We start from the raw sequence: 22,905 nt of genomic DNA, 5'->3' as shown, positions 1-22,905 counted from the left end.
CCATCATGGCGGCGTGGTGCCTGGCGCATCATCAGGAGTCGTTCCTGTACACCAACTTTGCCGAGCTCTGCGACATCTTCGCCCGCTACGACGTGACCTTCTCGCTGGGCGACGGGCTGCGGCCCGGATCGATCGCCGACGCCAACGACGCCGCCCAGTTCGCCGAGTTGCGCACGTTGGGTGAGCTCACCAAGATCGCGAAAGCCCATGGTGTGCAAGTGATGATCGAGGGCCCGGGGCATATCCCGATGCACAAGATCGTCGAGAACGTCCGGCTGGAAGAGGAGCTGTGCGAGGAGGCCCCGTTCTACACCCTCGGGCCGCTGGCCACCGACATCGCTCCGGCCTACGACCACATCACCTCGGCGATAGGCGCGGCCATCATCGCCCAAGCCGGCACCGCGATGCTGTGCTATGTAACCCCCAAGGAGCACCTCGGACTGCCGGATCGCAAGGACGTCAAGGACGGCGTGATCGCCTACAAGATCGCCGCGCACGCAGCGGATTTGGCTAAGGGCCACCCGCGTGCGCAGGAGCGTGACGATGCGCTGTCGACGGCGCGGTTCGAGTTCCGCTGGCACGACCAGTTCGCGTTGTCCCTGGACCCCGACACCGCGCGGGAATACCACGACGAGACGCTGCCAGCGGAACCGGCCAAGACCGCACACTTCTGCTCGATGTGCGGCCCAAAGTTCTGCTCGATGCGAATTACCCAGGACGTCCGCGACTATGCCGCCGAGCACGGACTCGACAGCGAGGAAGCCATCGAGGCGGCTTTGCAGCAAGGTATGGCGGAGAAGTCGGTTGAGTTCGCCGAGCACGGCAATCGGGTGTATCTGCCGATCGCCCAGTGAGCTACCTTCCGCTGGCGCCGCTCGGCAGCACGCCGCTGCGGGTGCTGGCGATCGCCGGATCGGACTCCGGCGGCGGTGCCGGCATTCAGGCCGACATCCGGACCTGCACGCTGTTGGGGGTGCATGCGCTGTGCGCGGTGACCGCGGTCACCGTGCAGAACTCGGTGGGCGTCAGGGGTTTTCACAAAGTCCCGGGCAATGTCATCGCCGCCCAGATCGAGGTGGTATGCCACGACATCGGGCTGCAGGCCGCCAAAACCGGTATGCTGGCGTCGAAGTCGATCATCGCAGCGGTCGCCGAGAGTTGGCGCGATCACGGCGCGGACGTGCCGCTGGTGGTCGATCCGGTCTGCGCGTCGATGCACGGTGATCCGTTGCTCGACCGCAGCGGTCTGGATTCCCTTCGCGCCGAACTGTTTCCGTTGGCCACATTGGTGACGCCGAATCTGCACGAAGTACGGCTTCTGGTCGACATCGACGTTGTCGATTCGACATCCCAGGCGGACGCGGCCCGCGCGCTGCATGCCCTGGGGCCGAAGTGGGCGCTGGTGAAGGGCGGACACCTGCAGGGGTCGGCCAGCAGCACCGATCTGCTGTTCGACGGCACCGACTTTCACGAGTTCTCCTCGCCGCGAGTGGACACCATCCACGACCACGGCGCTGGCGACACGCTGGCGGCAGCGACCGCCTGCGCCCTGGCCCACGGCCACACCGTGCCGGACGCGGTCGCGTTCGCCAAGGATTGGGTGACCGAGTGTCTGCGTGCCTCCTATCCGCTCGGGCACGGTCACGGCCCGGTGTCCCCGCTGTTCAGGTTGCAGTGAATCTCGACACGATTGGGGGGATCGCGCATCAACCGGAACGTGTGCCGACGGGCGTGGTGGTGTTGACGCACGGCGCCGGCGGCAGCAGGGAATCGGCACTGCTGCAACGACTTTGCGACGAGTGGGCCCGACGCGGCTGGCTCGCGGTCCGCTACAACCTGCCATACCGCCGGCGACGGCCCAAGGGACCACCCTCGGGTTCGGCGGCGGCCGACCGCGCCGGCATCGTGGAGGCGATCGCCGTGTGCCGCGGCCTCGCCGATGGCCCGCTGATCGCCGGCGGCCATTCCTACGGCGGCAGGCAGACATCCATGGCGATCGCCGACGGTGCACAGCCGGTAGACGTGCTGACGCTGTTCTCCTATCCGGTCCATCCGCCCGGCAAGCCGGAGCGGGCACGCACCGAGCACCTGCCGGACATCACGGTACCGACGGTGTTCACCCACGGCACGTCGGATCCATTCGGCACCCTCGACGAGGTGCGCGCCGCCGCCGCGTTGATTTCCGCACCGACCGAGATCGTCGAAGTCACCGGCGCGCGACACGACCTGGGCTCGAAGACCCTTGACGTTTCGGCATTGACAGTCGATGCCGCACTAAGGCTGTTGCGCTGAGCGGCGCCGAATAAAGTCGGCCGCGACATCGGCGATCTTGGCGTTGGTGTCTTGCGAAATTCGCCGGAGGACGCCGAAGGCGTCGTCGGCGGAAATCTCGTTAAGCACCATCAGCATGCCGATGGCCTTGCCGATTGTGCGGTTGCTGGCGAGCGCCCTTCGTAGCGCCGCCGCCTCTTCGCCGTGCGCTGCCGAGCTGGTGGCCACCGAGGCGAATGCCGCCAACACCCTGGCACGCTCGACCGATGAGTCGTCAAAAACATTGGACGTGTCCGAAAACAGGTTGACCGCACCGACTTCGCCCCGGTCGAGCGACACCCGAATGCTCATTGCACCGCGCACTGGCGTTTCGGCGACCACACGTTCGGTCAAAGCCGGCCAGCGATTGCCCGCCGCCAGATCCGATTCGAGCTGGACCGTGTCCTCCTCGATGGCATCGATGCAAGGTCCGTCGGCGAGCAGTTGCTCGAGCTTGTCGATCTTGTGCGCGAAGGCGTCGGTGGCGGCGGCGGTGCTGTACGCGCGATCCCCGCGAATCATCAGGCTGGCCCGGTCACACCCGGGAACCATCAACGTCGCCGCTACGCAGATCGCGGGGTACATATCTTTCGGTGTCGAACCTTGTCGGACGATGTCAGCCAGTGATGTCAACACGCTTGCCGGATCGACGCCGGAGCCCGGCGGTAAGGCTATGTCGGTCATCACTGCTCCTGACTTTCAAGATGAGGGCCGGTGGGCGGCAGCGGGTTCGCGCTGCCGCCCACCCGCGCGCTCAGGCGTCGATCACCTCACGCGTGGCGGTGTTGCCGTTGAGGGCGGTTTGTCCGTCGCCGCGGCCGATCGTGATCTTGCGAGGCTTGGCCTTTTCGGCCACCGGGATGTGTAGCCGCAGCACCCCCTCTTGGTATGAGGCTTCGATCCGGTCGGTGTCGAGGTTTTCGCCCAGCACCAGTTGCCTGCTGAACACTCCGCGCGGCCGCTCGGTCGCCAGCATCTCGCGATTCGGATCGACGCCGGGGCGCTCCGCACGGACAGTCACCACATTGCGTTCGATGTCGAGGTCCAGCGAATCCTGATCGATGCCCGGCAAGTCGAACTCGACAAAGAACGCGTCGCCTTCACGCCACGCATCCATCGGCATCACCGCCGGACGGGCGGCAGTACCCAGCACCTGCTGGGTGAAGCGGTCCAGATCGCGGAATGGATCGGTACGCATCAGCATCGTAGTCACCTCCGACTCTGAAAATCCTCTGCAGGATGTCATCTATAACCTGTGGCTACAGGCATAGATTTGATATAGCATGTTCGAGAGATTGTCGCAAGTATGATACAAAGGTTTCTTGTACTCGCAGGCAAGGATGACCTTCGCATGATCGATCGACCGGACACGACGGGCATGCCCACCCCGAACCAAGGCGTCTACGGCATTTCCGTGGTCGCCGAACTCTCGGGCATCCCGGTGCAGTCGTTGCGCCTCTACGAGCGCCACGGCTTGTTGACCCCATCCCGCAGCGACGGCGGTACCCGCCGCTACAGTGCCGACGACCTGGCCCGATTGCAACGCATCAGCGAGTTGGTCGACGCCGGTGTCAACCTCGCCGGCATCGCGCGCATCCTCGATCTGCAAGACGACAATGCGGAGTTGCTCGCCGCCAACGAGGCCGTCCCGCCAGCTCGCCCGAAGGCAACGAAGAGCGCCAAACCCGAAACCGGCAGCAGCTGAGCGGCATCGAATGAACTCGACGGTCGGATTCCCGGTACCAGGGGTACCGCGTATATTGTCGTCCCATGAGTTCTGAGCATCTCGATGTCGTCGTCGTGGGTGCCGGCTTCGGCGGCATCGGGGCGGCGATCCAGCTCAAGCGCCTCGGGTTCGACAACATCACCATCCTCGACCGCGAGGCCGACCTGGGTGGAACCTGGCACGTCAACCGCTATCCGGGTCTGGCCGTCGACATCCCGTCGACCACCTATTCCTACTGGTTCGAGCCCAACCCGTACTGGTCGCGATTGTTCGCCACCGGCCCGGAGCTCAAGCGGTATGCCAACCATGTCGCCGACAAGTACGACGTGCGCAGGCACATGCGGTTCAACACGATTGTGGAAAGCGCGCGCTGGGACGAAGACACGCAGTTGTGGCAGGTCGCGCTGGCCGACGGCGAAACGCTGACCACTCGCTTCCTGATCACCGCCACCGGCTTTCTTTCGCAACCGCACACGCCGGACATCCCCGGCATCACCAGCTTCAACGGCAAGGTCGTGCACACCACCGCTTGGGACGGCGACCACGACTTCACCGGCAGTCGGGTTGGCTTGATCGGCACTGGGGCCACCGCGATCCAGCTCATCCCCGAATTAGCAAAGACAGTCGCCGATTTGACGGTCTATCAACGCACCGCGATTTGGGTGGCGCCAAAGCTAGACTTCGGGATCGCTCCGGCCCTCCAGCGGCTGTTTGCCCGAATCCCGCTCACTCAGCGGGCGGTGCGCTGGGTGACCGACAACCTGCTGGAGTTCATGACTTTCACCGGTGTGCTGAACTACCGCTACTTTCGCCGGCTGTCCATCGGCGCGATGGACCTTTGCAAGATGCACCGGTTCGTGCAAGTCCGCGACAAGGAGCTACGTGCCAAGCTGACACCTAGCTACGACATCGGCTGCAAGCGGCCGAGTTGGTCGAACGACTACTACCGCAGCTTCACCAAACCGCATGTGCACCTGGAAACCAGCGGCATCAACCGGATCGAGCCCGACGGCATTGTCGCCAACGACGGGAACAAGGCCATGATCGACACCCTGGTGCTGGCCACCGGATTCGATCTGTGGGACGCCAACTTCCCCGCCATCGAGGTGGTCGGCCGCGAAGGTAGAAATCTGGGAAAGTGGTGGCGGGAGAACAGGTTTCAGGCCTACCAGGGCGTGTCGATTCCGTACTTCCCCAACTATCTGAGCCTGGCCAGCCCGTACGCCTTCTCCGGACTGTCGTTTTTCAACACCATGGAATACCAGATGCGGCATATGGACCGGTTGCTGGGCGAGGTGAAGCGCAGGGGCGCAACCACATTCGAGGTCACCGAAGACGCCAACGCACGCTTCCTGGACCGGATGACCAAAAGCCTGGACAGCTCGGTGTTCTACGCCGGTGACTGTGCCACGTCGCGGTCCTACTACTTCAACCACAGCGGCGAGGCGACCCTGCTACGGCCGACGTCTGTGCGCAACGCCGTGCGGGACGGCTCGCGCTTCCCGCTGAGCGACTACGCAATCAGCTAGGGGAGGACGGAGAAAAAACGATGTCTCGCAAAAGCAACCGTCTCGCCCGCTTCTCCGGTTTGGCGTTGGCCGGCGCAGGGGTATCGCACTTCACCAGCCCGCAATTGTGGGAGCCAGTCGTCAAGCCGGGGTTCCCTCGCGGCACCCGCCAGCACATCTACACCAACGGCAGCATCGAGACGGTGCTAGGGCTGGGCTTCAGCAGTCGGCAGACCCGCAGCCTGGCCATCGTCGGGTTGATCGGATACGTCGCCTATCTCGGCGGGAATGCTATTCGCCGCTCCCAAACAGCGTAGCCCCCATCAGTTTTCGCACGCAGGCCTGCGGGTATGCGGAGTTGTCGGCCGGGTGCCCATAGTGCACCAGCCGCCCCACGTCGACAACCAGTGCCATCGCCGCATGAACCAAAATCCGCGCCTGCGTCGGCGTCAGCGTCGGGCGGGCTGATGCCAGCAGACGCATCCAGGCGTCGATCGTCGAGCGCTGCACGCTGCGTAACAACTCCTGGTCCACCCGAGTCAGATTGACCCGCTCCGTGTAGTAGATCGCCGCCAGGTCCGGGTTAGCGAACGACGTTGCCACGTAAGCCTCGATCAATAGGGTGAGCATTTGACGCGGTTCGGCGAGACCGGTCAGGATCGCCGACAAGCGGCCGGAAACCCGGTCGGCCGCACGGCGCAATCCGGTCGAGAGGATGTCGCACTTGCCGGGGAAATACCGGTAGATCCCGGATACCGGAATACCAACGGCCGAGGCGATCTCCGCCATGCTGGTCTCGGGGTAGCCCTTGGCGTTGAACAACGCCATCGACGCCTGCAGCAGCGCTTCGTATACCCCGGTGTCCGATTCGAAGATCCGCCACGACGCGGGTCGGCTCAGTGCATCCGCTGGCTTCGGGAGCTCGGCGTGCAGCAGCGCGGACGCAGCCTGCGCCAGCAGCGCATGGATTTCGTCGGGCGGTAGCGCAACCCGATGGTCGACGATGCTGCCGATCACGCTGAGCAGCCCGGAGGACAGCATCCACCGATGCGACGAGGTCAGGGTCGGCCGAATCACCATGAGCGGCCGTTGGATTCGTCGGTTGACCACTCGCAACTGATCCATCAGCGTGGATTGGTCTTCGCTGTGCAAGTAACGGGCTTGCCACCGATACAGCCCGCCGGACTCGCGATTGGCCAATGTCACGTCGATGAGCGCCTCGACCAGCCGGTCCAAGGTCGCAGCCGGGTCGGCAGCCATGGGCTCCGCGTCGGCGAAATCGGTGCAGTCGACCAGTTGCTGGCCCAGTGCTAGGACCGCGCCGCGGAACAGGTCGTACTTGCTCGCGTAATGCCGGTAGAGCGCGGGTGCGGAAATCCCGACCTTGGCCGCGATGGCTTCCATACTGACCGCGTGGTAGCCCAGCGCGCTGAATGACTCGGCGGAGGCCCGGGCGATCTGCGCCTTTCGGTCTTTGGGCCGTCGGCGCACGGCAGCCACAGGCTCGATGGGCGCGGTCGTCACCGCCTCACCCTAGCGTGCAGATCAGGGGCCAAAAAACCTACCGCAGAGTCAGAATCTTCATTAACATAATCGATGCTGGACTAAGGGGTTGCGGGCCATTGTGAGAGGTAGCTGCGCATGCTGGAGAGGGTTCGCCGCGTCCTTGGTTACCAGCTCACGATCGCCGAGCTGATCGGCCTCGCAATCATTCTTGGCACACCGTATCTGGTGGTAGGGACCATTTGGTCGATGACACATACCGCGCATTTACAGCGCATGCACGGCGTCGACCTGGTGGTGTCGTTCCTCGGCTCGATCGTGTCATGACCGGTGCTGCTGTTCTCGGACATATGCATGACTTGAGCCGACACCGCTGTATATCCGCATTCACATAACGCACGAAAGGAAGTCTGTGAGCAATCGTCAGCTATCCCTCGGCATCGTCGGCGCGTTGTTGGTCGTGATCGGGCTGCTGGCACTCTGGTTTCCGGTCTATTTGAGCCAGTACGACCAATACGGGATGCAGATCGCCTGCGGCAGAGGCTTCAGCGCGGACTTGTCGCAGGCCGGCGACGCCAACGGCGAGGGTCTGGTCGCGCAATGCGGTACGGCGCTATTGCTGCGCCGTATCTGGGCGATTTCGGTTGCCGTGCTCGGTTGGCTGATCCTCACCGGCCTGGTTGCACGCTGGGTCCACACCCCGCCCCCCGCGGAAGAAAGCTCGCGGTTCTGGGAACTCCGGGGCGACAGCACTTAACTCGATCGACAGCCAAAACTGGACAGTTTGAACTGTCTAGTTTAGGCTGGCGCTGGTGGAGGAGACCAGCGAATCCGCCGGGGCAGCCGCCCGAGACCTGCGAGTGATGTTCAGCCGGCTACGGCGCCAGTTGAGAGAAGTCTCGACCGGAAGTGATCTGACGCCGTCGCAGACCGCGGTACTTACCCGGCTCTGGAAAGAAGGAGCATCCTCGGCCAGCGTGTTGGCGGCCGCCGAACGGGTGCGGCCGCAGTCGATGGCAACCATACTGGGCGGGCTTGCCCGGCATGATCTGATCCGGCGCGCGCCCGACCCCGACGACGGTCGGCGCCAAGTGATCTCATTGACCGCTGCCGGCCGGCGCCGGGCGGAAAGCGACCGTCAGGTCCGCGAGGAATGGCTGGCCCGTGCCATGCAGGAGCGCTACTCCGAGCGGGAACGCCGCGTCATCCTCGACGCGTTGACCCTGCTCCAGCGCTTGACCGATTAACGAAGGGAGCCAGGAAATGGAATTGGGAATTCACTTCATCGACTTTCTGCCGGGCAATCCGGCGAATCTGACGCCGGCACTGCTCGCCACCGCCAAGGCCGCCGAAGAAGCCGGGGCGACGATGTTCACCCTGGCGGATCATTTCTTCCAGATGGAAAATGTTGGGCGCGCAGAGGATCCGTTCCTGGAGGGCTACACGTCGCTGGGCTTTCTGGCGGGCCAGACAACCAGCATCACCCTGGCGATGTTGGTCACCGGAGTCACCTACCGCCACCCGGGGGTGCTGGCCAAGACGCTCACCACGCTCGACGTGCTGTCGCAGGGCCGAACGGCGTTCGGGATCGGAGCTGCTTGGTATGAGCGCGAGCATGTCGCGCTCGGTGTCCCGTATCCGCCGTTGCGCGAGCGGTTCGAGATGCTCGAAGAGACTCTGCAGATCTGTCTGCAGATGTGGAGCGACGACAATGGGCCCTACCACGGCAAGCACTATCAACTGGCCGAGACAATCTGCGTCCCCCAGCCGATTCGTCGGCCGCCGATCTTGATAGGCGGCGGCGGCGAGAAGAAGACACTGCGACTGGTCGCACAGTACGCCGACGTCTGGAACAGCACCGATTCCGAGCCCGACGTACTCGAGCACAAGATCGAGGTGTTGACGCGCCATTGCGACGCGGTGGGCCGCGACGTCGCCCAGATCCGCAAAACCGTTGGTCTGTTTGCCGATCCATTCACTGACATTGACGGATATCTGAAGACGCTTGAACGCTACGCCGAACTGGGCATCGAGATGATCAGCATAGGCCCGGTGCCGGGCAACCCGGATCCCGCTGGCTTCGTGCAGCGGTTTGGAGAAGAACTCATGCCTAAGGTTTCTGAAATCGGTTGACCGACGGTGGATCAGATGCCCGATATGATCCCCGCACGCTTTGCCGCGTGTTGCAATTAGACGTAATCAGCATTGCGTCAGCTGGCTTTTGTTATGCCGCAAAGACATTGCCGATCTCGGGCCGGACGGCACGAGATCGGCAATGGTCCGCTAGGCGACAATTCAAGGTCGCCTGGCATAGCGCGTCAAGAACCCGACAGCCGTGATCGCCGCGGCGGTGCCAATCACGCCCCACAGCACAACCCCAAACAACAACGACCCGAACAGGAAGTCGTAGGTCATCATGAGGTAAAACGACCAGAGCACACGGTAGAGGCACCAGAGTGCGAGCACTCCACTGCCGATCCCGATGATCAGGCTGCGGTTGCGATCGACGCGGTCGATCTGTTCCTCGATGTTGGCGGGCAGGATTTTCATTTCCGGTTTTCCTTTCGTGTTATGGGCAGGTGACGTCGATTTCGAAGGGCTTGGTCACCGGTCCTCCCATTGGGTTGGACAGGTCCGCGCCGCTGGCCGTGCCGGTGATCTTGTAGGAGTTGCCGTCCTTGGTGGCCTTGGCGCTGCCGGTGGTCCCACCGACCCCCAGCGCCACGCCGTTGACATTGCCCAACGCAACAGATGTCACCCCGGGCGGATTGGCATCGGTCAACACCGCACCAATGCCCGTGCCGCCGCCGGGGCCGGCGGCCGGCCCACCGATGGCGATGTTCACGGTGCCGCCGGTGCGAGCACAAGCCACTTGACCCTTCACGTTTTGATCCTGGCCATCGATAACAACCTTGGTGTTCGACGAACTGGCCGCAGCCACCCCAGCATTGGGTGTGCTGACCGACTTGCTGCCAGAGCAGCCCGCCAACGCCACACCGAGGATTGCCGCCGCACTGGCCGTGATCATGATTTCGCGTTGCATCGCTACGCTCCTTTTCTTCATCGTTGATGTTTTTCATCGCTGATCGCGATGCGTAATACTTTGCGGGATAAGGCTTACTGGATCCTTAATGGACAATTCGGCAGGTAGCGCTCACTCGGCGCCGGTCGACATGTCCATGTACATCGACTGGATGCCTACACGCCCCGGACCGGTAAAGCGGTTGAAGATGAGATTTCCGCCGCCGCCGAACATTCCCGTGCGTAGTCCATAAAGCTGTGGCTCCATGCGCACGCTCTCGTCGCGGTAGATCCAGCTGCCGGGCTCCACGTCGATCTGCTCGCCGGGTCCGAGAACTTTTTCGAACACGTTGCCGTAGCCGTGCAACCACACCACGCCCTCAGACTGTGTCGCGGCGAATCGGTCCACGAAAAAACCGGTTGAGCCGAACATCATGTTCTTAAGGCCCTTTTGCCGGCTGAATCCGTATTCCAGATTGCCTGTCGCCGCGAGGTATTGGTGCTCACGCACCTCGACGGCGGAGCCAGGGCGCAGATGCAGCGGGAACACGTGGCCAGTACCATCGCGGGAAAACGCAACCTGTCCCGGGCCGCGCGCCTCGGTCAACAGCAGCTGCATGCCGGCGATCATCCGCTTAAACGCACCCTTGCCTTTGATCCCGATGTTCAGCGCCGGGTCTTTCCACAGCACCACGTGGTGCTCGAAAAACACTGGCACGCTGCCGTCCAACCAGATGTGCAGCACCGGCACCAACTCTCCGTCGATGCGGTAGTAGACGCCCGGCGCGCTGCCGTCCGCGATGGTGGTCGGCAGCAGCTGCGGAGGTTCGGGCCGATAGGAATTTGCTTGGGGTGTGTTGCTGCCGCTGATGTTGGTCATGGTGAACTCTTCTCGGTTGTCAGTCCCGGCTTCCCGGCTGTCAACAGAGTCCGTCCAACGGCTTAACAGATCTTAAGTAGCCTGGCCCCGTTGGTGGAGCGTGATCTCGAGCGTGAATTCCTGATCGCCGATGCGGATGACGTCGCCCTCGCACAGTTCAGCACTGGTGTCGATCCGTTGCCCGCCAACCCGGACCCCGTTCGCTGATCCCAGATCGGTGATCACCAGTGTCGCGCCGCTGTCGATGATGACAGCGTGGTGACGGCTGACCTTCACGTCGGACAGCACGATGTCGTTATCGGAACTGCGCCCGATCCGGGTTGCCGTACCGGCCAACGCATACCGATGACCACCAGCACCGCGCAACGCCGCGGCGACGGGACGGCGAATTGTGACCGGTCCGCTTTGGACCGCGACAGAAGACACCAGGGTGTCTTCGGCGTGGGCCTGAGCAGCCTTGCGCACATCGACGGGTTCCTGGCGCAGGATTTGCTCATAGAGCTGACGGAGCTGGGGGCCGGGGTCAATGCCTAAGTCTTCGGCCAGAGTGCCTTTGAGCCGCAGGTAGGCGTCGAGAGCATCCGATTGGCGGCCTGCCAAATAGTAGGCCGTAATCAGCTGCGCCCACAGCGGTTCGCGGTAGGCATGCTCGGCGATCAGCCCCTCCAGCTCCATAATCACGGCTTGTGGTCGGCCACAGGCGATTTCAGCCTCAACATGTGCGGTGTGGGCGAGAACTTTTTCCTCGTCGAGGGCCGTGGCAAGTGTCTCAACGAACTGGAAGTCGCGCAGGTCCTCCAAGAACGGTCCGCGCCACTGGGCCAGTGCGTCTGCCATGTGCCGGCTGGCCTGCTCGAACTCCGCAGCGGCCGCGGCATGCACGCCGGCGTCCTTGTCGGTGCGAAAACGCCCGAGGTCGTACTGGTTCTTACCGATCGTTAGCCGATACCCCGGCGGTGCGCTGGCCAGCAGTGTCCGATCAATGCCCGCGCTACTCATCAGGCGACGCAAGTTGGAGATGTAGGCGTGCAGGGTGGCTCGCGCACCTTGCGGTGGCCGCTGATCCCAGGCGGCGCCGATCAGCGTGTCAATGTCCACCGGTCGATTGGCGTTGACCACCAACAGTGCGAGCACGGCGCGTTGTTTCGGCGTGCCCAACGGCACCAACGCGCCGCCGACGGTCATCTGCAACGGGCCCAGCACACCGAATTGGACCCCTTGAACTGCACCGCCGTCCGTCGCCTCTTCACGTGCAGTGCTTAGCGGAGCCTTCGAAGCCTTCGTCATCGACCCACCACCACGGCAATAGCACCCGCAAAGACGCGTCGCGCCCCCAACCCCAGGCTGATCATGCCGTTTCCTGCACCCAATGAGTAAGTCAGCTAAACAACAGCAGCATAGCTGGCCGCCATCGGTTTGAATTGATCATGCCGCTGAAAGGGCGGGCTTAGGATTTGGCCCATGCCGGTGTCGGTGGGCGAACTGTTCGCGGGATTTACGATCCTGCGGGTGCTGGGCGCCGGCGCCATGGGCACGGTGTATTTGGCGGCCCATCCGCGGTTACCGCGCCAAGACGCGCTGAAGGTGTTGTCGGCGGAGTTGACCGCCGACACCCAATATCGGGAGCGGTTTCTGCGTGAGGCGGATTTGGCGGCCAGCTTGTCGCATCCCAACATCTTGGGTATCCATGACCGCGGCGAATACGAAGAGCAGTTCTGGATTTCCATGGATTATGTGGCCGGCACCGATGCGGGCGGGCTTGTGCGCGAGCACTACGCAAGCGGAATGCCCCTCGTTGATGCGTTGGCGATCATCACGGGGGTCGGCTCTGCGTTGGATTATGCGCACCAGCGGGGACTGCTGCATCGCGATGTCAAGCCGGCCAACATCTTGCTGGACTCAGGGTCGCAACGAATCTTCCTGGCCGACTTCGGAATAGCTCGCCGCATCGATGACATATCGGGACTGACCCAGACCAACATGGCAGTGGGCACGGTGTCTTATGCGGCGCCCGAGCAATTGAAGGGTGAGCCGCTCGACGGGCGTGCCGACCAGTACGCCTTGGCTTGCACCGCATTTCACCTATTGACCGGCACGCCACCCTATGTCGACTCCAATCCCGCGGTGGTCATCACCAAACATTGCATGGCCCCCCCGCCGTCGCTGGGGCAACGCCGCCCGGACTTGGCTGGGCTGGATCCGGTGCTAGCCAAGGCGATGGCCAAAGCGCCTGCCGACCGGTTTTCCAGCTGCCGAGAATTCGCTACAGCATTGCAGCACCAGCTCGGCCCGCGGCCGGCCCACTTCCACACCCCACCGCCGATCCAGCAACGCCACGTCGCGGCAGCCTCCGCGATCGGGCCCGGCGTACGGCGGGTTTCGCGATCCAAGGCGTGGCTTGCGGCGCTTGTGGTCATCCCGTTGCTGGTCATCGCCGGCGGCATCTTCGCCGGCGTCAAGCTCTTCGGACACCGCAGCCAGCCAAGTGTCGCGAGCTCGACTGACAGCACCCCGTCGGCTACCACGACGGCCAATGCCCACTCGTTCACCGGCACCTACCGGGCCGACTACGGCCCGGGCACCGATCTCCAAGGCAAACCGGTCGCCGGTGCGCCGGCGATGACTGCCAACTGGGGCGTGCGCTCGACGTGCGGCGCGGGCGGTTGTGTGGCGACGGCGTCGTACCTGGGTGGCAGCGGAATCGTGCTGGTGTCGAATTTGGTCTTCGATGACGTGGGCGGTAGTTGGATTGCCGTGGGCCTCGGCTCAACGCAATGTAATAACGCTCCGGCCGAAGTCTGGGTGGTGTTCACCCTGCAGCCACGGCCCGACGGCACTCTGTCAGGCGAAACTACCAGGTCCACCACGACCAGCTGCAGCGCAGGAAAACGGAGTGTAACCTTCACCCGCACTGGCGATCCCGACGTCGCCAAGGTTCCCGACCCGGCCTCCTTGCCGCCCCGGGCAGCATCTCCGGCCTCAGCGCTTCACGGCCGCTACCACGAAACGATCACCTATTCGAATGGCAATTCCGCGCCAGGACAAGACGATCTGACTGTCCGTACCGAGTGTCTTCGCACCGGCGATCGGTGCATGAGCTTATTTCATGCACCCGACGGTGTTGTGCCACTGATCTTCGGCGGTGGAAAGTGGACCCGTGAGGATGAGGGCACCGTACCGTGCAATCTTGGTGGGACGGCGCATATCAAACTCACTGCGGAATACCCGCTTCCTGACCCGCTGCAGGAACCGATTCCGGTAATCACCGGGACCGGGCAGAATGTCACGACCGAAAGTGCTTGCGCTGGCGGCGATTTCGAAGACAAGTTCGAGCGCACCGGCGATTAGCCGACCAAAATGCCGCACAAGCCGTTAAAGATTCATTCAGAGCCGCTGACTACCGTTCTGTCCATGAACATCACCCACACCCCGATACGGATCGTGGCCGCGGCGTTACTGTCGGGCGGCGTCGCGGTGGCCGGTTTGGTGCTGACCGCAGATACCGCTTCGGCCCAGCCCGGAGACAATTTCTCGGTACCCCACCAATGGTGCCCGGGACAGCCCTTGCCGATGGACGACGTCCATTGGGACACGAATATCTGCCACACCTGGTTCTGGGTTCCCGTCGGCGGCATGGGCAATGTCGGCCAGTTTGTCTGGGATGGAGCTACTCCCCCGCCTCATGGCCCGCCCCCGTGCTACGGAGCCCCCATCTGCCTGCCCGGCCTGTGACCCGCCCGCGGCGCGTCGATTACTTGGCCAGCTCGTTGCGCGTGCGGTCTTCGCGAACCGGAACACCGTTACGGCCGGTGACATCCTGGGCGTACAGACCGGTCGCATAGGCCACGCCGCCGCCGAGGATACCGAGCGCGGCACGGTCGATATGGTCCAAGGTGTCGCTGTTCTTGTGGTAGTTGGGGTCGAACGGTTGATCCGCGGTCCCGCCCCACAGCTTGGCCTCCTCCGCGGATTTCTTGACTTCGGCGCCGGAGAACAAACCGCCCGACGGAATGCCCGCCAACGTGAAGCCGTCGTAGTCGGACCGGCCGTCGAACGAGGTGTCCCGCGGCGTCTTGCCGGCCGAATTCACGTACGCGGCCAGCGAACGTTCGATTCCGGCCGAGCCCTCAGGCACCACCGGATTGCCCCGCTTGTCCAGCGGCAACGACTGGTCCCCGTCGTAGGTGAAGTAGCCCGGATTGGGCGACCCAAGCATGTCGAAGTTCAAATACAACGCAATGTCCTTGAGCGCGTTGACATCTAAGGACTGGACGTACTTTCGCGACCCGATCAGCCCAAGTTCCTCTGCGCCCCAGAAGCCGAAGCGCACTGCGTTGCGAACGTCCGGTGAGCTGCCCAGCTGCAGTGCGGTCTCCAGGATCGCGGCTACCCCCGACCCATTGTCGTTGATGCCCGGACCCTCGGGAACGCTGTCGAGGTGCGCACCGGCCATCACCACGTCGCTGGTCAAGCCGGTCTTGGTCTGCGCGATGACGTTGCGGGCTTGGATGGTCTTGGTTTCCGCGGAGAGTTTTACCGTGGCGGGCTCTGAGGTATGACGCAGCGCCGCACCGTCGGGCTTTGTCACGCTGACCACCGGGATCTTGACGTCGGTCTTCTCACCCAGAGTGCCGCCCATTTGCTCCTCGACGACGTTGTCGACGATGACCATCGCCACGGCGCCGCGCTGCACGGCGGCGGCCTCCTTCTGGGCGAACGGGCAGGTGCCGCGATCCACCAGTACCACCGCTCCGTTGACCGGCAGGCTGCCGTAGTCGGCGGCATTGCAGGCCGGGCTGTCATCCGGCGCAGTCACCAGCGGACCGGTCACCCCGATGGGTGGGGTGGCAAGGCTGTATTCCAAGGCCCTTGCTTCGACCGTTCTGTCGCCGACGGTCAGCGACCCCGTTTCCGAGTGGAACACACGGGCTTCGAACTGCACGGTCTGCACGTCAAAACCTTTGTCCCGCAGCTTGCCCGCCACGTAGTCGACGCTGGCCTCATAGCCAGGAGTACCGACCGCCCGGGTGTTGCCGTTGGCGTTGGCGATGTCCTGCAGCTTCGTCAAGTGCGCCATCATCGCGTCGGTGCTGACCCGCCCTCGCAGCGCCGCGGCGAAATCCGGGGCCGATACCCGCTTGCGCGGCTGGACGCTGTCAGACGACGCGCACCCTCCGGACAGCAACGCAATCGCCGCAACGGTTGCAATTCCTGCGAGGAACGGTCTTGATTTGTTAGCCATCGCGACCAGGTTAGACGGCTCCGATTTCGCCTGAGTCGGCAAGCCGCAGGTAAGCATGAATGGTCGTGCCAACCGAAGTCGTGTGAGTGCGCAATAAATCGACGGTTGCGTTGACCACGAAAAGCCCATACGAGCCTAACCCCTTCCCGGCGGGTGGTCGCCGGCCCGCGAGCGGATCTGTCCAAGAGCCCATATCTCGCGCCTCGCAGACCACGTGCCCGGCCTCGTACCAAAACGCCAATCGGCATGCGCTGTCGGCATGGTCGAGGCTGTTGGTCGCCAGCTCGGTGGCGACCAACAGGAGGTCAGCGAGTCGATCCGCGGACATGCCGAGCAACCGGCCATAGCGGTCACCGCACTTGCGGGCGCCGGCCAGATCGGCCGGCTCGTGGACGGTGAACGTCACAGCGGCCGGGTTCGTCGCAAGCGGTTGATTGCACTGGTCGAGCGCAGCGTCGAGGGCGTACTCCGGGCTGTGGTTGCGCGATCCGCTCCGACAGATCTGCGGATGCGTGCGGCGGACGTCGGTCAGGACGCTTTCACCCAGGCAGGATGCGTCGTACGGACACAGGCCCGTCACGTTTAAGTCCGCAAACGCGATGTTGGCCAGCGCCTCATGTTGCATGCACGCGGAGTGTTCGAACACGCTGCGGCTCGCCCATAGCGGCTCGGCAACGATGCGGATGTGCTGGCTTGGGTGCCGTTGGACGAAGGCGAGCTGGGCAGCGAGGATTCGGCCGGGGTTACGGCCGAATCCCGTGATGTCAGCCATCGTCACCTGAGCCGCCGCGTCACCCAACGCGCTACGCAACGACGCCAGCTTGTCGCCCGGGACTGCGACCAAAACCGGCTGCGCCCGGTCCAAGCCCTCGGAGATGAACGGCGCCAGCCAATCGACGTATTCGCGCTCCGAGTGATACAGCAACGCGGCGTGGTCAAAGCCAGAAACTGGGGCGTGCGCGGTCAGGGTCATGTCGACGATTCGGTACCTCGCCAGGATTTCGATGCAGGGTCGCCCGGTAGATTTACCCAAGCGACGCGAAACTAACCGTCTCCGCCGCTCGGCTCGCTGATCAAGCCGGCGACAGCGCGCATTCCTGCGGCGTTGGGGTGGAACGGCGTCGGTCGCCATGGCAGCGGCCATCCCGCACCCACCGCCCACGGGTCCGCCGACCACCCGTGATGATCCCGACTGGCTAGCCCGGCGCGCACAAGCTCGCAGCCGGTCGCCTGCGCGGCCGACGCGGTGGCTTCTTCCAGCCGAGCGCAGACGTGACGGCCAAGGTCGGCGTCGGCTGTAGCCAACGGCGGCGCCGGTGCGCCGACCGGCGGCAGCAAGGTCAGGTAGTCGACGAACACCACGCGAGCCCGCGGCGCGCGCCGGCGCGCGGCCTTGCCGACCGCACGCAGCGAGTCGCCGGCGCCGTCGAGCGCCTGCTCACGCGCGTCTCGGTCAAACAGCGCACCGATGCCCGGCAATAGCCGAGCGACCCGCGGCAACATCGCGGCCATCAGCAACGGCACATACCCGACGTCGTTGCCGCCGATGGTGATGGTGACCAGCTCTTCGGAGCCGTCCAGCGCCTCGATTTGCGGTCGCGCTCCCCGCTGACTCTCGGCCAGCACGTGCGCGGTGGTGGCGCCGGAAAACGTGACGTCTAGCAGGTTCAGGTCAAGTTGTTCGGCGACCAGGTGGGCGTAGTTGCGCGCCGAACGACCTGAACGAAACGGCGCGTCCGGCGCACTGGGCCGGATCCCAGGACCGGCCGCCATCGAACTGCCGAGCGCTACGTACCGCCCGCTCATCCTCGGCCCAGCGGACTCGACGCCTGCGCCCAGAATCGCTTCGGAATCCGGCCGGCGCGGCGGGCCAGATAGCCGGCTGTGACCGCGGCGGCCATCGCCGCGGCCATCGCGGCCGGATCGGCGGCCCGGGTCACCGCAGTCGCCAGCAGCACGGCGTCACAGCCCAACTCCATCGCCAGCGCGGCGTCACTGGCGGTCCCGATACCGGCGTCGAGGACAACGGGGACGCCGGCCTGGGCGACAATCATTTCGATGTTGTGCGGGTTGGCGATGCCCAAACCCGTACCGATCGGCGAGCCCAGCGGCATCACTGCCGCACAGCCGGTGTCCTCTAATCGCTTGGCCAGCACCGGATCATCGTTGGTGTATGGCAGCACCACAAACCCGTCATCGACCAATTGCTCTGCAGCCCTGACTAATTCGACGGCATCGGGCAGCAGGGTGCGTTCGTCGGCGATGACTTCCAGCTTGATCCATTCGGTGCCCAGCGCTTCGCGGGCCAGCTGCGCAGTCAGCACGGCCTCCGCGGCGCCGCGGCAGCCCGCGGTGTTAGGCAGCGGGGTGATACCAAGTCGGCTCAACAAGTCGAGCATGCCCGTGCCACCTTCGGCGTCCACCCGCCGCATTGCCACGGTGGTCAGCTCGGTGCCCGACGCGATCAGAGCCTCTTGGAGAACGGCGAGGTTAGAGGCGCCGCCGGTGCCCATGATTAGCCGCGACGTGAAGCTGCGCCCGGCGATTGTCAGTTTGGAATCAGCCACCTTGCACCGCCGTCACCACCTCGAGTTGGACCGGCGCGGGAAGCGCCGAAAGTCTTGTCGTCCAAGCCGACCGTGGGAGCACCGCTTGGTCGAGGGCCACCGCAATGCCGCGGTCGGGATAGCCCAGCGACTGCAGCAGCGCCGCCACGGTGGTCTGCTCATCGACCTCGACTTGCTCGGCGTTCAAGCGGATGATCATGGATGCGCTCCAACCGGAATCAATTCGGACACAATCTGTTCGGCAGTCCAGGGCGCCAGCAGGAAACCGGACCGGCCGTGACCGGCGGCGATCAGCGTTCGCGCGTCCAGCCGCCCTACCAGCGGCAGGTTATCCGGTGTCATCGGGCGCAGGCCGGCGACACACTCCGCTAGCTCGTATTCGCCGAGCGCCGGCATCACGGTGCACGCGTCGTCGAGCAGGTCACGGACGCCGGATACCGTCGGCGCAGTGTCGCGGCCGTGCTCGTACTGGGTGGCGCCCACCACCACGCCGTCGCAGCGTGGCACCATATACACCTGCCGCCCATGCGTGCGCGCACGAATTACTCGCTGCGGCAACGGCATACACCCTTTGCGCCAGCGTAGCCGCAACACTTCACCTTTCACCGGCCGAATGGGTAGACCGGGCCATAACCTCGGGGCATCGATGCCGTTGGCAATCACGACCGCGTCAGCCTGCAAAGCGCCCAGGTCGCCCACCGGTCCGTCCCATTCGACGCTGAGCTCCTCGCACGCCGCCGCCAGTCCCTCCAGCAGCGCGCGATTGTCCACCGCCAATTCGGTGGGCGCCCGAAAGCCATGCCGAATGCCTTGTGCCAGCATCGGTTCCACGTCGCGGACAGCCGACTCCCAAATTACCGGGTGGCCTTGCGCGGACAGCCAGTCCGCGACAGTACGCAGGTCAGCGACATCCGCGCGATCGACGCCGACCACCAACGACTCCCGCGCCGTGATCACCCGCTCCGGCAGCCCATCGGTGAATCCGCCCTGCTGCCATAGCCGCAGCGATTCCAGACCCAGCTGAAGCAACCTCTCCTCACCGGGCCAGCCTTCGCTGTGCGGCGCCAGCATGCCGGCGGCCACCCAGGACGCGCCGGGTTGGCCAGTGCGATGCACTCGCACCGCCCATCCGGCTTGCGCCGCGCGCCGCGCCACCGACAGCCCGATGACGCCGCCGCCGATGACGGCCAGCGATCCCGAGTCCGGTGACAACTTTGGCCTCCCTTCGCCGGCATGATCCGGATCAGGTTCGACGGTAAGGGCAGGCGCGCCCACTCTCAGACCCCGTCCCCGGGACTCCCGTGTCGACCCTCCACGCTAGCCGCTAGCGTCGCGATGTGCACCAAACCTCGACCCAGTTGGCGAGCGCGAGGCTGTATCTGTGTACCGACGCGCGCCGCGATCGGGGCGATCTGGGCGAGTTCGCCGACGCCGCCCTGGCCGGCGGCGTGGACATCATTCAGCTCCGCGACAAGGGCTCGACGGGTGAGCGCCAGTTCGGGCCGTTGGAAGTGCGCGATGAGCTGGCGGCGCTGGAGATCCTCGCCGAGGCCGCGCGCCGGCATGGCGCGCTGGTGGCCGTCAACGACCGCGCCGATATTGCCCGTGCCGCCGGCGCTGACGTGCTGCACCTGGGCCAAGACGACCTGCCGTTGGCGGTGGCGCGCGGCATCGTCGCACCGGGCACGTTGATCGGGCGGTCGACGCACGATCGCGACCAGGTGACAGCCGCGATCGCCGACGGCCCCAATGCTCCTGACTACTTCTGCGTGGGGCCGTGCTGGCCTACCCCGACCAAGCCAGGACGCCCGGCGCCGGGCCTTGAGCTGGTGCGTATCTCCGCCGACCTGGCGCCCGACAAACCGTGGTTCGCGATCGGCGGTATCGACGCAGACCGGCTGGCGGATGTGCTGGAGGCCGGCGCCCGGCGCATCGTGGTGGTCCGCGCGATCACCGCCGCGGAGGACCCGCGCGCCGCTGCAGAGCGGCTCAGTTCGGCGCTTGCAGCAGCGAGCTGATCCGCGAACTCAGCTGCGACGGCGCGTGGTCGGGTCTGCCCGCGGTACACCACACGAAAACGCCTGCCTCGATCTCGACTGTGCGCGGCAGATGGCGCCGCCGCTCATCACCGGGGCTCAACGGCACGATGGCCGGCGCGGTGCGCAGCCGTTGCCAACTGGCGGCGAACCCCGGGTGCAGCGGCAATTCGGCCACCTCGTCTTCGCTGACCCAGCGCATTTCCGCAGTCTCATGGTTGGGCACGGTCTGCAGCAGTTCACCCGCGTCGGCGACGACGGTGGTGTAGGTCCAGTGCGTGCCGCTTGCGACGGCGGTGATCACGGTGGCCCGCACCCAAAGCTGTTCGCTGGGCAGGCCAGCCTCCTCATGCGCTTCCCGGACGGCGGCCTGCTCGGCGGTTTCGTGGCTGTCGCGGGCACCGCCCGGCAGGCCCCACGTTCCGCCCTGATGACTCCACGCCGCCCGGTGCTGAAGCAACACCGCCGGTGTGCCGTCGGGCCGGGGCGCTCGCAGCAGCAGACCGGCCGCGCCGTGCCGCCCCCAGAAATGCATGCCGGAGTCGGAGACCACCCATCCGTCACCGTCGCCGCGCACGCGTTCAGGATAAGCAGGCCGCCCGGTGACGATGCGGGCCGCGAAGCGGACCGAGGAGGAAGCGGGCAATCAAGCCAGCCCGACGGCGATGGGGCCAGCGCAGCCGGGGCGAGGTGGGCCGGTCAAATCACCCCGAGGTCCCCGCATCTGGCGAAAACGCTCTTAGAATTTGCTTATAGAGTTTTTGACACGTACGCCTGAAAGATGAGGTCCGAGCAGACGTGACCGTTGAGCTGGCGCATCCGTCGACCGAGCCGCTGGGTTCGCGGTCGCCGACTGAACCGGCTCACCCCCGTTGGTGGTTCGTCGCGACGACACCGGGGCGCATCCTGGCCATCGGTCTCATCCTGGCGATCCTCGGCGGGCTCAGCGCATTCGCCACGTCGACCACGATCAACCAGCGGCAGCAGGTGCTGACCACGGTGTTGAAGCACACCGAGCCGCTGGCGTTCGCGGCCGGACGGCTTTACACCACGCTGTCGGTGGCCGACGCGGCAGCCGCGACCGCGTTTATTGCGCAGGCCGAACCGCGCACTGTCCGGCAGCGATACGAGCAGGCGATCACCGACGCTGCAGGGGCAGTGACCCGGGCGTCGAGCGGGCTGACTGATGAGCCGCTGGTGCAGTTGCTCGGGCGGATCAACGCCGAACTGGCCGTGTACACCGGGCTGATCGAGATTGCCCGCACCAATAACCGGGCCGGCAACCCCGTCGGGTCGTCGTATCTTTCCGAGGCGTCGGCGCTGATGCAGTCGACGATTTTGCCGGACGCGCAACAGCTTTATCACGAGACGTCGGAACGGGTGGACGCCCAGACCACCGCGTCGACCCGGTTCCCGGCCCCGGTGATTTTGATCGTGTTCACTACGGCGCTGTTCGGCTCGTTCTCCCACCGCTGGCTGGCCCGACGCACCAAACGGCGAATCAACCCTGGTCTTGTCGCCGGCGCGCTGGCAATTCTCGTTATGGTGGTCTGGGTGACAACTGCCCTTTGGATCTCCACCAGTGGCAGCAAAAGCGCCAAAAACACTGCGGCGTGGTCGCTGAAGACCGTCACCAATATGTCCATCAATGCCCAACAGGCTCGTGCCGACGAGACGCTGTCACTAATCCGTCGCGGGGACGAAGAGGTTCGACAGCGGTCCTTCTACGAACGCATCGATGCCATGCACAAGGAGCTCGACGAATATCTCTCCCGGCGCGACGCCGTCGACAAGGGCGACTTGCAGGGGGCTGCTGGTCTGCTGGCCCAGTGGCGGCGCGCCGACGACCGGATCAACTCCTACATTTCGGTCGGCAATTATCGGGCCGCCACCCAGGTCGCGCTGGGCAGCGGTGAGCACGACTCCACCCCGGCTTTCGACAAACTCGACCGTGCGCTTGGTAAGGCGATGGAGCAGAGTCGCAACGAACTGCGCGACGACATCCTCTCCGCGCGCGGCGGCCTGGCCGGCGCGACGGTGGGCGGCGTCGTGCTGAGCCTGGGCGCGGCCGTCGCGGTCGCGTTGGGATTGTGGCCCCGGCTGAGCGAGTAC

The 22,905-nt window shown here is 64.8% G+C and carries 28 protein-coding genes and 1 riboswitch; of the genes, 14 read left to right on the top strand and 14 right to left on the bottom strand.

What is annotated here, in order from left to right:
- The 3 genes from WBF82_RS22855 to WBF82_RS22845 all read left to right on the top strand — a co-directional run.
- Positions 1–854: phosphomethylpyrimidine synthase ThiC (locus WBF82_RS22855; protein ID WP_424385208.1), on the top strand; the 854-nt coding region annotated here is incomplete at its 5' end.
- Positions 851–1,678, top strand: a complete 828-nt coding sequence (gene thiD / locus WBF82_RS22850) for a bifunctional hydroxymethylpyrimidine kinase/phosphomethylpyrimidine kinase (protein WP_424385207.1) — start codon at positions 851–853, stop codon at positions 1,676–1,678. The genes WBF82_RS22855 and thiD, both read left to right, overlap by 4 nt.
- On the top strand, positions 1,675–2,292 hold the full coding sequence (locus WBF82_RS22845) for an alpha/beta family hydrolase (protein WP_424385206.1): 618 nt from the start codon (positions 1,675–1,677) through the stop codon (positions 2,290–2,292). Before thiD ends, WBF82_RS22845 begins: the two co-directional genes overlap by 4 nt.
- Here the strand turns inward: WBF82_RS22845 and WBF82_RS22840 are convergent.
- Together WBF82_RS22840 and WBF82_RS22835 are read right to left on the bottom strand one after the other, a co-directional pair.
- Positions 2,275–2,994, bottom strand: a complete 720-nt coding sequence (locus WBF82_RS22840) for a GAF and ANTAR domain-containing protein (protein WP_424385205.1) — start codon at positions 2,992–2,994, stop codon at positions 2,275–2,277. The two genes, WBF82_RS22845 and WBF82_RS22840, sit on opposite strands and share 18 nt — an antisense overlap.
- Positions 2,995–3,064: 70 nt before the next feature.
- The gene (locus tag WBF82_RS22835; protein WP_424385204.1) at positions 3,065–3,514 is read right to left on the bottom strand and encodes an Hsp20/alpha crystallin family protein; all 450 of its coding nucleotides are present in this window, start codon (positions 3,512–3,514) and stop codon (positions 3,065–3,067) included.
- 147 nt (positions 3,515–3,661) lie between these two features.
- On the opposite strand from WBF82_RS22835, the gene WBF82_RS22830 reads away from it, so the two are divergent.
- The 3 genes from WBF82_RS22830 to WBF82_RS22820 all read left to right on the top strand — a co-directional run bounded on the left by WBF82_RS22830 (position 3,662) and on the right by WBF82_RS22820 (position 5,861).
- Positions 3,662–4,015, top strand: a complete 354-nt coding sequence (locus WBF82_RS22830) for a MerR family transcriptional regulator (protein ID WP_424385203.1) — start codon at positions 3,662–3,664, stop codon at positions 4,013–4,015.
- Between the two features lie 65 nt (positions 4,016–4,080).
- Positions 4,081–5,565 carry a flavin-containing monooxygenase gene (locus tag WBF82_RS22825; protein ID WP_424385202.1) on the top strand — a complete coding sequence of 495 codons (1,485 nt, stop codon included), beginning with the start codon at positions 4,081–4,083 and terminating at the stop codon, positions 5,563–5,565.
- 20 nt (positions 5,566–5,585) lie between these two features.
- A complete protein-coding gene (locus WBF82_RS22820; RefSeq protein WP_424385201.1) occupies positions 5,586–5,861 on the top strand; it encodes a hypothetical protein in 276 nt (91 codons plus the stop codon).
- Here the strand turns inward: WBF82_RS22820 and WBF82_RS22815 are convergent.
- Positions 5,836–7,035, bottom strand: coding sequence for a TetR/AcrR family transcriptional regulator (locus WBF82_RS22815; protein ID WP_424385211.1), 1,200 nt, complete (start codon positions 7,033–7,035; stop codon positions 5,836–5,838). The genes WBF82_RS22820 and WBF82_RS22815 overlap by 26 nt on opposite strands.
- A 150-nt stretch (positions 7,036–7,185) precedes the next feature.
- On the opposite strand from WBF82_RS22815, the gene WBF82_RS22810 reads away from it, so the two are divergent.
- The 4 genes from WBF82_RS22810 (at position 7,186) to WBF82_RS22795 (ending at position 9,180) form a co-directional block, all read left to right on the top strand.
- Positions 7,186–7,374 (top strand): hypothetical protein, encoded by a 189-nt coding sequence (locus WBF82_RS22810; RefSeq protein ID WP_424385200.1) that lies wholly within the window; start codon positions 7,186–7,188, stop codon positions 7,372–7,374.
- Positions 7,375–7,459: 85 nt separating this feature from the next.
- Positions 7,460–7,804, top strand: a complete 345-nt coding sequence (locus WBF82_RS22805; RefSeq protein WP_424385199.1) for a hypothetical protein — start codon at positions 7,460–7,462, stop codon at positions 7,802–7,804.
- A gap of 106 nt (positions 7,805–7,910) precedes the next feature.
- The gene (locus tag WBF82_RS22800) at positions 7,911–8,294 is read left to right on the top strand and encodes a MarR family winged helix-turn-helix transcriptional regulator (RefSeq protein ID WP_424385210.1); all 384 of its coding nucleotides are present in this window, start codon (positions 7,911–7,913) and stop codon (positions 8,292–8,294) included.
- Between the two features lie 16 nt (positions 8,295–8,310).
- Positions 8,311–9,180 carry an LLM class F420-dependent oxidoreductase gene (locus WBF82_RS22795; protein ID WP_424385198.1) on the top strand — a complete coding sequence of 290 codons (870 nt, stop codon included), beginning with the start codon at positions 8,311–8,313 and terminating at the stop codon, positions 9,178–9,180.
- A 162-nt stretch (positions 9,181–9,342) separates the two neighbouring features.
- On the opposite strand, the gene WBF82_RS22790 is transcribed toward WBF82_RS22795, so the two are convergent.
- The 4 genes from WBF82_RS22790 to WBF82_RS22775 all read right to left on the bottom strand — a co-directional run bounded on the left by WBF82_RS22790 (position 9,343) and on the right by WBF82_RS22775 (position 12,133).
- A complete protein-coding gene (locus WBF82_RS22790) occupies positions 9,343–9,597 on the bottom strand; it encodes a hypothetical protein (RefSeq protein ID WP_424385197.1) in 255 nt (84 codons plus the stop codon).
- A gap of 19 nt (positions 9,598–9,616) precedes the next feature.
- Positions 9,617–10,090 (bottom strand): lipoprotein LpqH, encoded by a 474-nt coding sequence (locus WBF82_RS22785; protein WP_424385196.1) that lies wholly within the window; start codon positions 10,088–10,090, stop codon positions 9,617–9,619.
- A gap of 111 nt (positions 10,091–10,201) precedes the next feature.
- The gene (locus WBF82_RS22780; protein WP_424385195.1) at positions 10,202–10,948 is read right to left on the bottom strand and encodes an AIM24 family protein; all 747 of its coding nucleotides are present in this window, start codon (positions 10,946–10,948) and stop codon (positions 10,202–10,204) included.
- Positions 10,949–11,020: 72 nt separating this feature from the next.
- The gene (locus WBF82_RS22775; RefSeq protein WP_424385209.1) at positions 11,021–12,133 is read right to left on the bottom strand and encodes a BTAD domain-containing putative transcriptional regulator; all 1,113 of its coding nucleotides are present in this window, start codon (positions 12,131–12,133) and stop codon (positions 11,021–11,023) included.
- 276 nt (positions 12,134–12,409) lie between these two features.
- Between WBF82_RS22775 and WBF82_RS22770 the strand changes: the two genes are divergently transcribed.
- Together WBF82_RS22770 and WBF82_RS22765 are read left to right on the top strand one after the other, a co-directional pair.
- A complete protein-coding gene (locus WBF82_RS22770; RefSeq protein ID WP_424385194.1) occupies positions 12,410–14,296 on the top strand; it encodes a serine/threonine-protein kinase in 1,887 nt (628 codons plus the stop codon).
- Positions 14,297–14,359: 63 nt separating this feature from the next.
- A complete protein-coding gene (locus WBF82_RS22765) occupies positions 14,360–14,680 on the top strand; it encodes a hypothetical protein (RefSeq protein ID WP_424385193.1) in 321 nt (106 codons plus the stop codon).
- A gap of 19 nt (positions 14,681–14,699) precedes the next feature.
- Here the strand turns inward: WBF82_RS22765 and WBF82_RS22760 are convergent, their stop codons facing one another.
- From WBF82_RS22760 to thiO, 6 genes are all read right to left on the bottom strand, one after another.
- Positions 14,700–16,190, bottom strand: a complete 1,491-nt coding sequence (locus WBF82_RS22760) for a M28 family metallopeptidase (protein ID WP_424385192.1) — start codon at positions 16,188–16,190, stop codon at positions 14,700–14,702.
- Between the two features lie 10 nt (positions 16,191–16,200).
- Entirely contained in the window at positions 16,201–17,163 is a 963-nt protein-coding gene (locus tag WBF82_RS22755) for an anti-sigma factor RsbA family regulatory protein (RefSeq protein ID WP_424385191.1), read from the bottom strand.
- Between the two features lie 71 nt (positions 17,164–17,234).
- Positions 17,235–17,996, bottom strand: coding sequence for an SGNH/GDSL hydrolase family protein (locus WBF82_RS22750; protein WP_424385190.1), 762 nt, complete (start codon positions 17,994–17,996; stop codon positions 17,235–17,237).
- Positions 17,993–18,757, bottom strand: coding sequence for a thiazole synthase (locus WBF82_RS22745; RefSeq protein WP_424385189.1), 765 nt, complete (start codon positions 18,755–18,757; stop codon positions 17,993–17,995). Before WBF82_RS22745 ends, WBF82_RS22750 begins: the two co-directional genes overlap by 4 nt.
- Entirely contained in the window at positions 18,750–18,956 is a 207-nt protein-coding gene (gene thiS / locus WBF82_RS22740) for a sulfur carrier protein ThiS (RefSeq protein ID WP_424385188.1), read from the bottom strand. The genes WBF82_RS22745 and thiS overlap by 8 nt, the downstream gene beginning before the upstream one ends.
- Positions 18,953–19,969 (bottom strand): glycine oxidase ThiO, encoded by a 1,017-nt coding sequence (thiO, locus tag WBF82_RS22735; protein WP_424385187.1) that lies wholly within the window; start codon positions 19,967–19,969, stop codon positions 18,953–18,955. Before thiO ends, thiS begins: the two co-directional genes overlap by 4 nt.
- A riboswitch (TPP riboswitch) is annotated at positions 19,961–20,070 on the bottom strand. (Overlaps the previous gene by 9 nt.)
- Positions 20,071–20,094: 24 nt before the next feature.
- Between thiO and thiE the strand changes: the two genes are divergently transcribed.
- Entirely contained in the window at positions 20,095–20,775 is a 681-nt protein-coding gene (gene thiE, locus WBF82_RS22730) for a thiamine phosphate synthase (protein WP_424385186.1), read from the top strand.
- Here the strand turns inward: thiE and WBF82_RS22725 are convergent.
- Positions 20,747–21,370, bottom strand: a complete 624-nt coding sequence (locus WBF82_RS22725) for an NUDIX hydrolase (RefSeq protein WP_424385185.1) — start codon at positions 21,368–21,370, stop codon at positions 20,747–20,749. The two genes, thiE and WBF82_RS22725, sit on opposite strands and share 29 nt — an antisense overlap.
- Before the next feature lie 221 nt (positions 21,371–21,591).
- Here WBF82_RS22725 and glnX point away from each other — a divergent pair.
- Positions 21,592–22,905: protein kinase G-activating protein GlnX (glnX, locus tag WBF82_RS22720; protein ID WP_424385184.1), on the top strand; the 1,314-nt coding region annotated here is incomplete at its 3' end.

Source organism: Mycobacterium sp. (genome assembly GCF_049673265.1).
Classification (GTDB): Bacteria; Actinomycetota; Actinomycetes; order Mycobacteriales; family Mycobacteriaceae; genus Mycobacterium.
The sequence above is the reverse complement of the archived record's forward strand: the minus strand, read 5'-3'. Positions and strand labels throughout refer to the sequence as shown.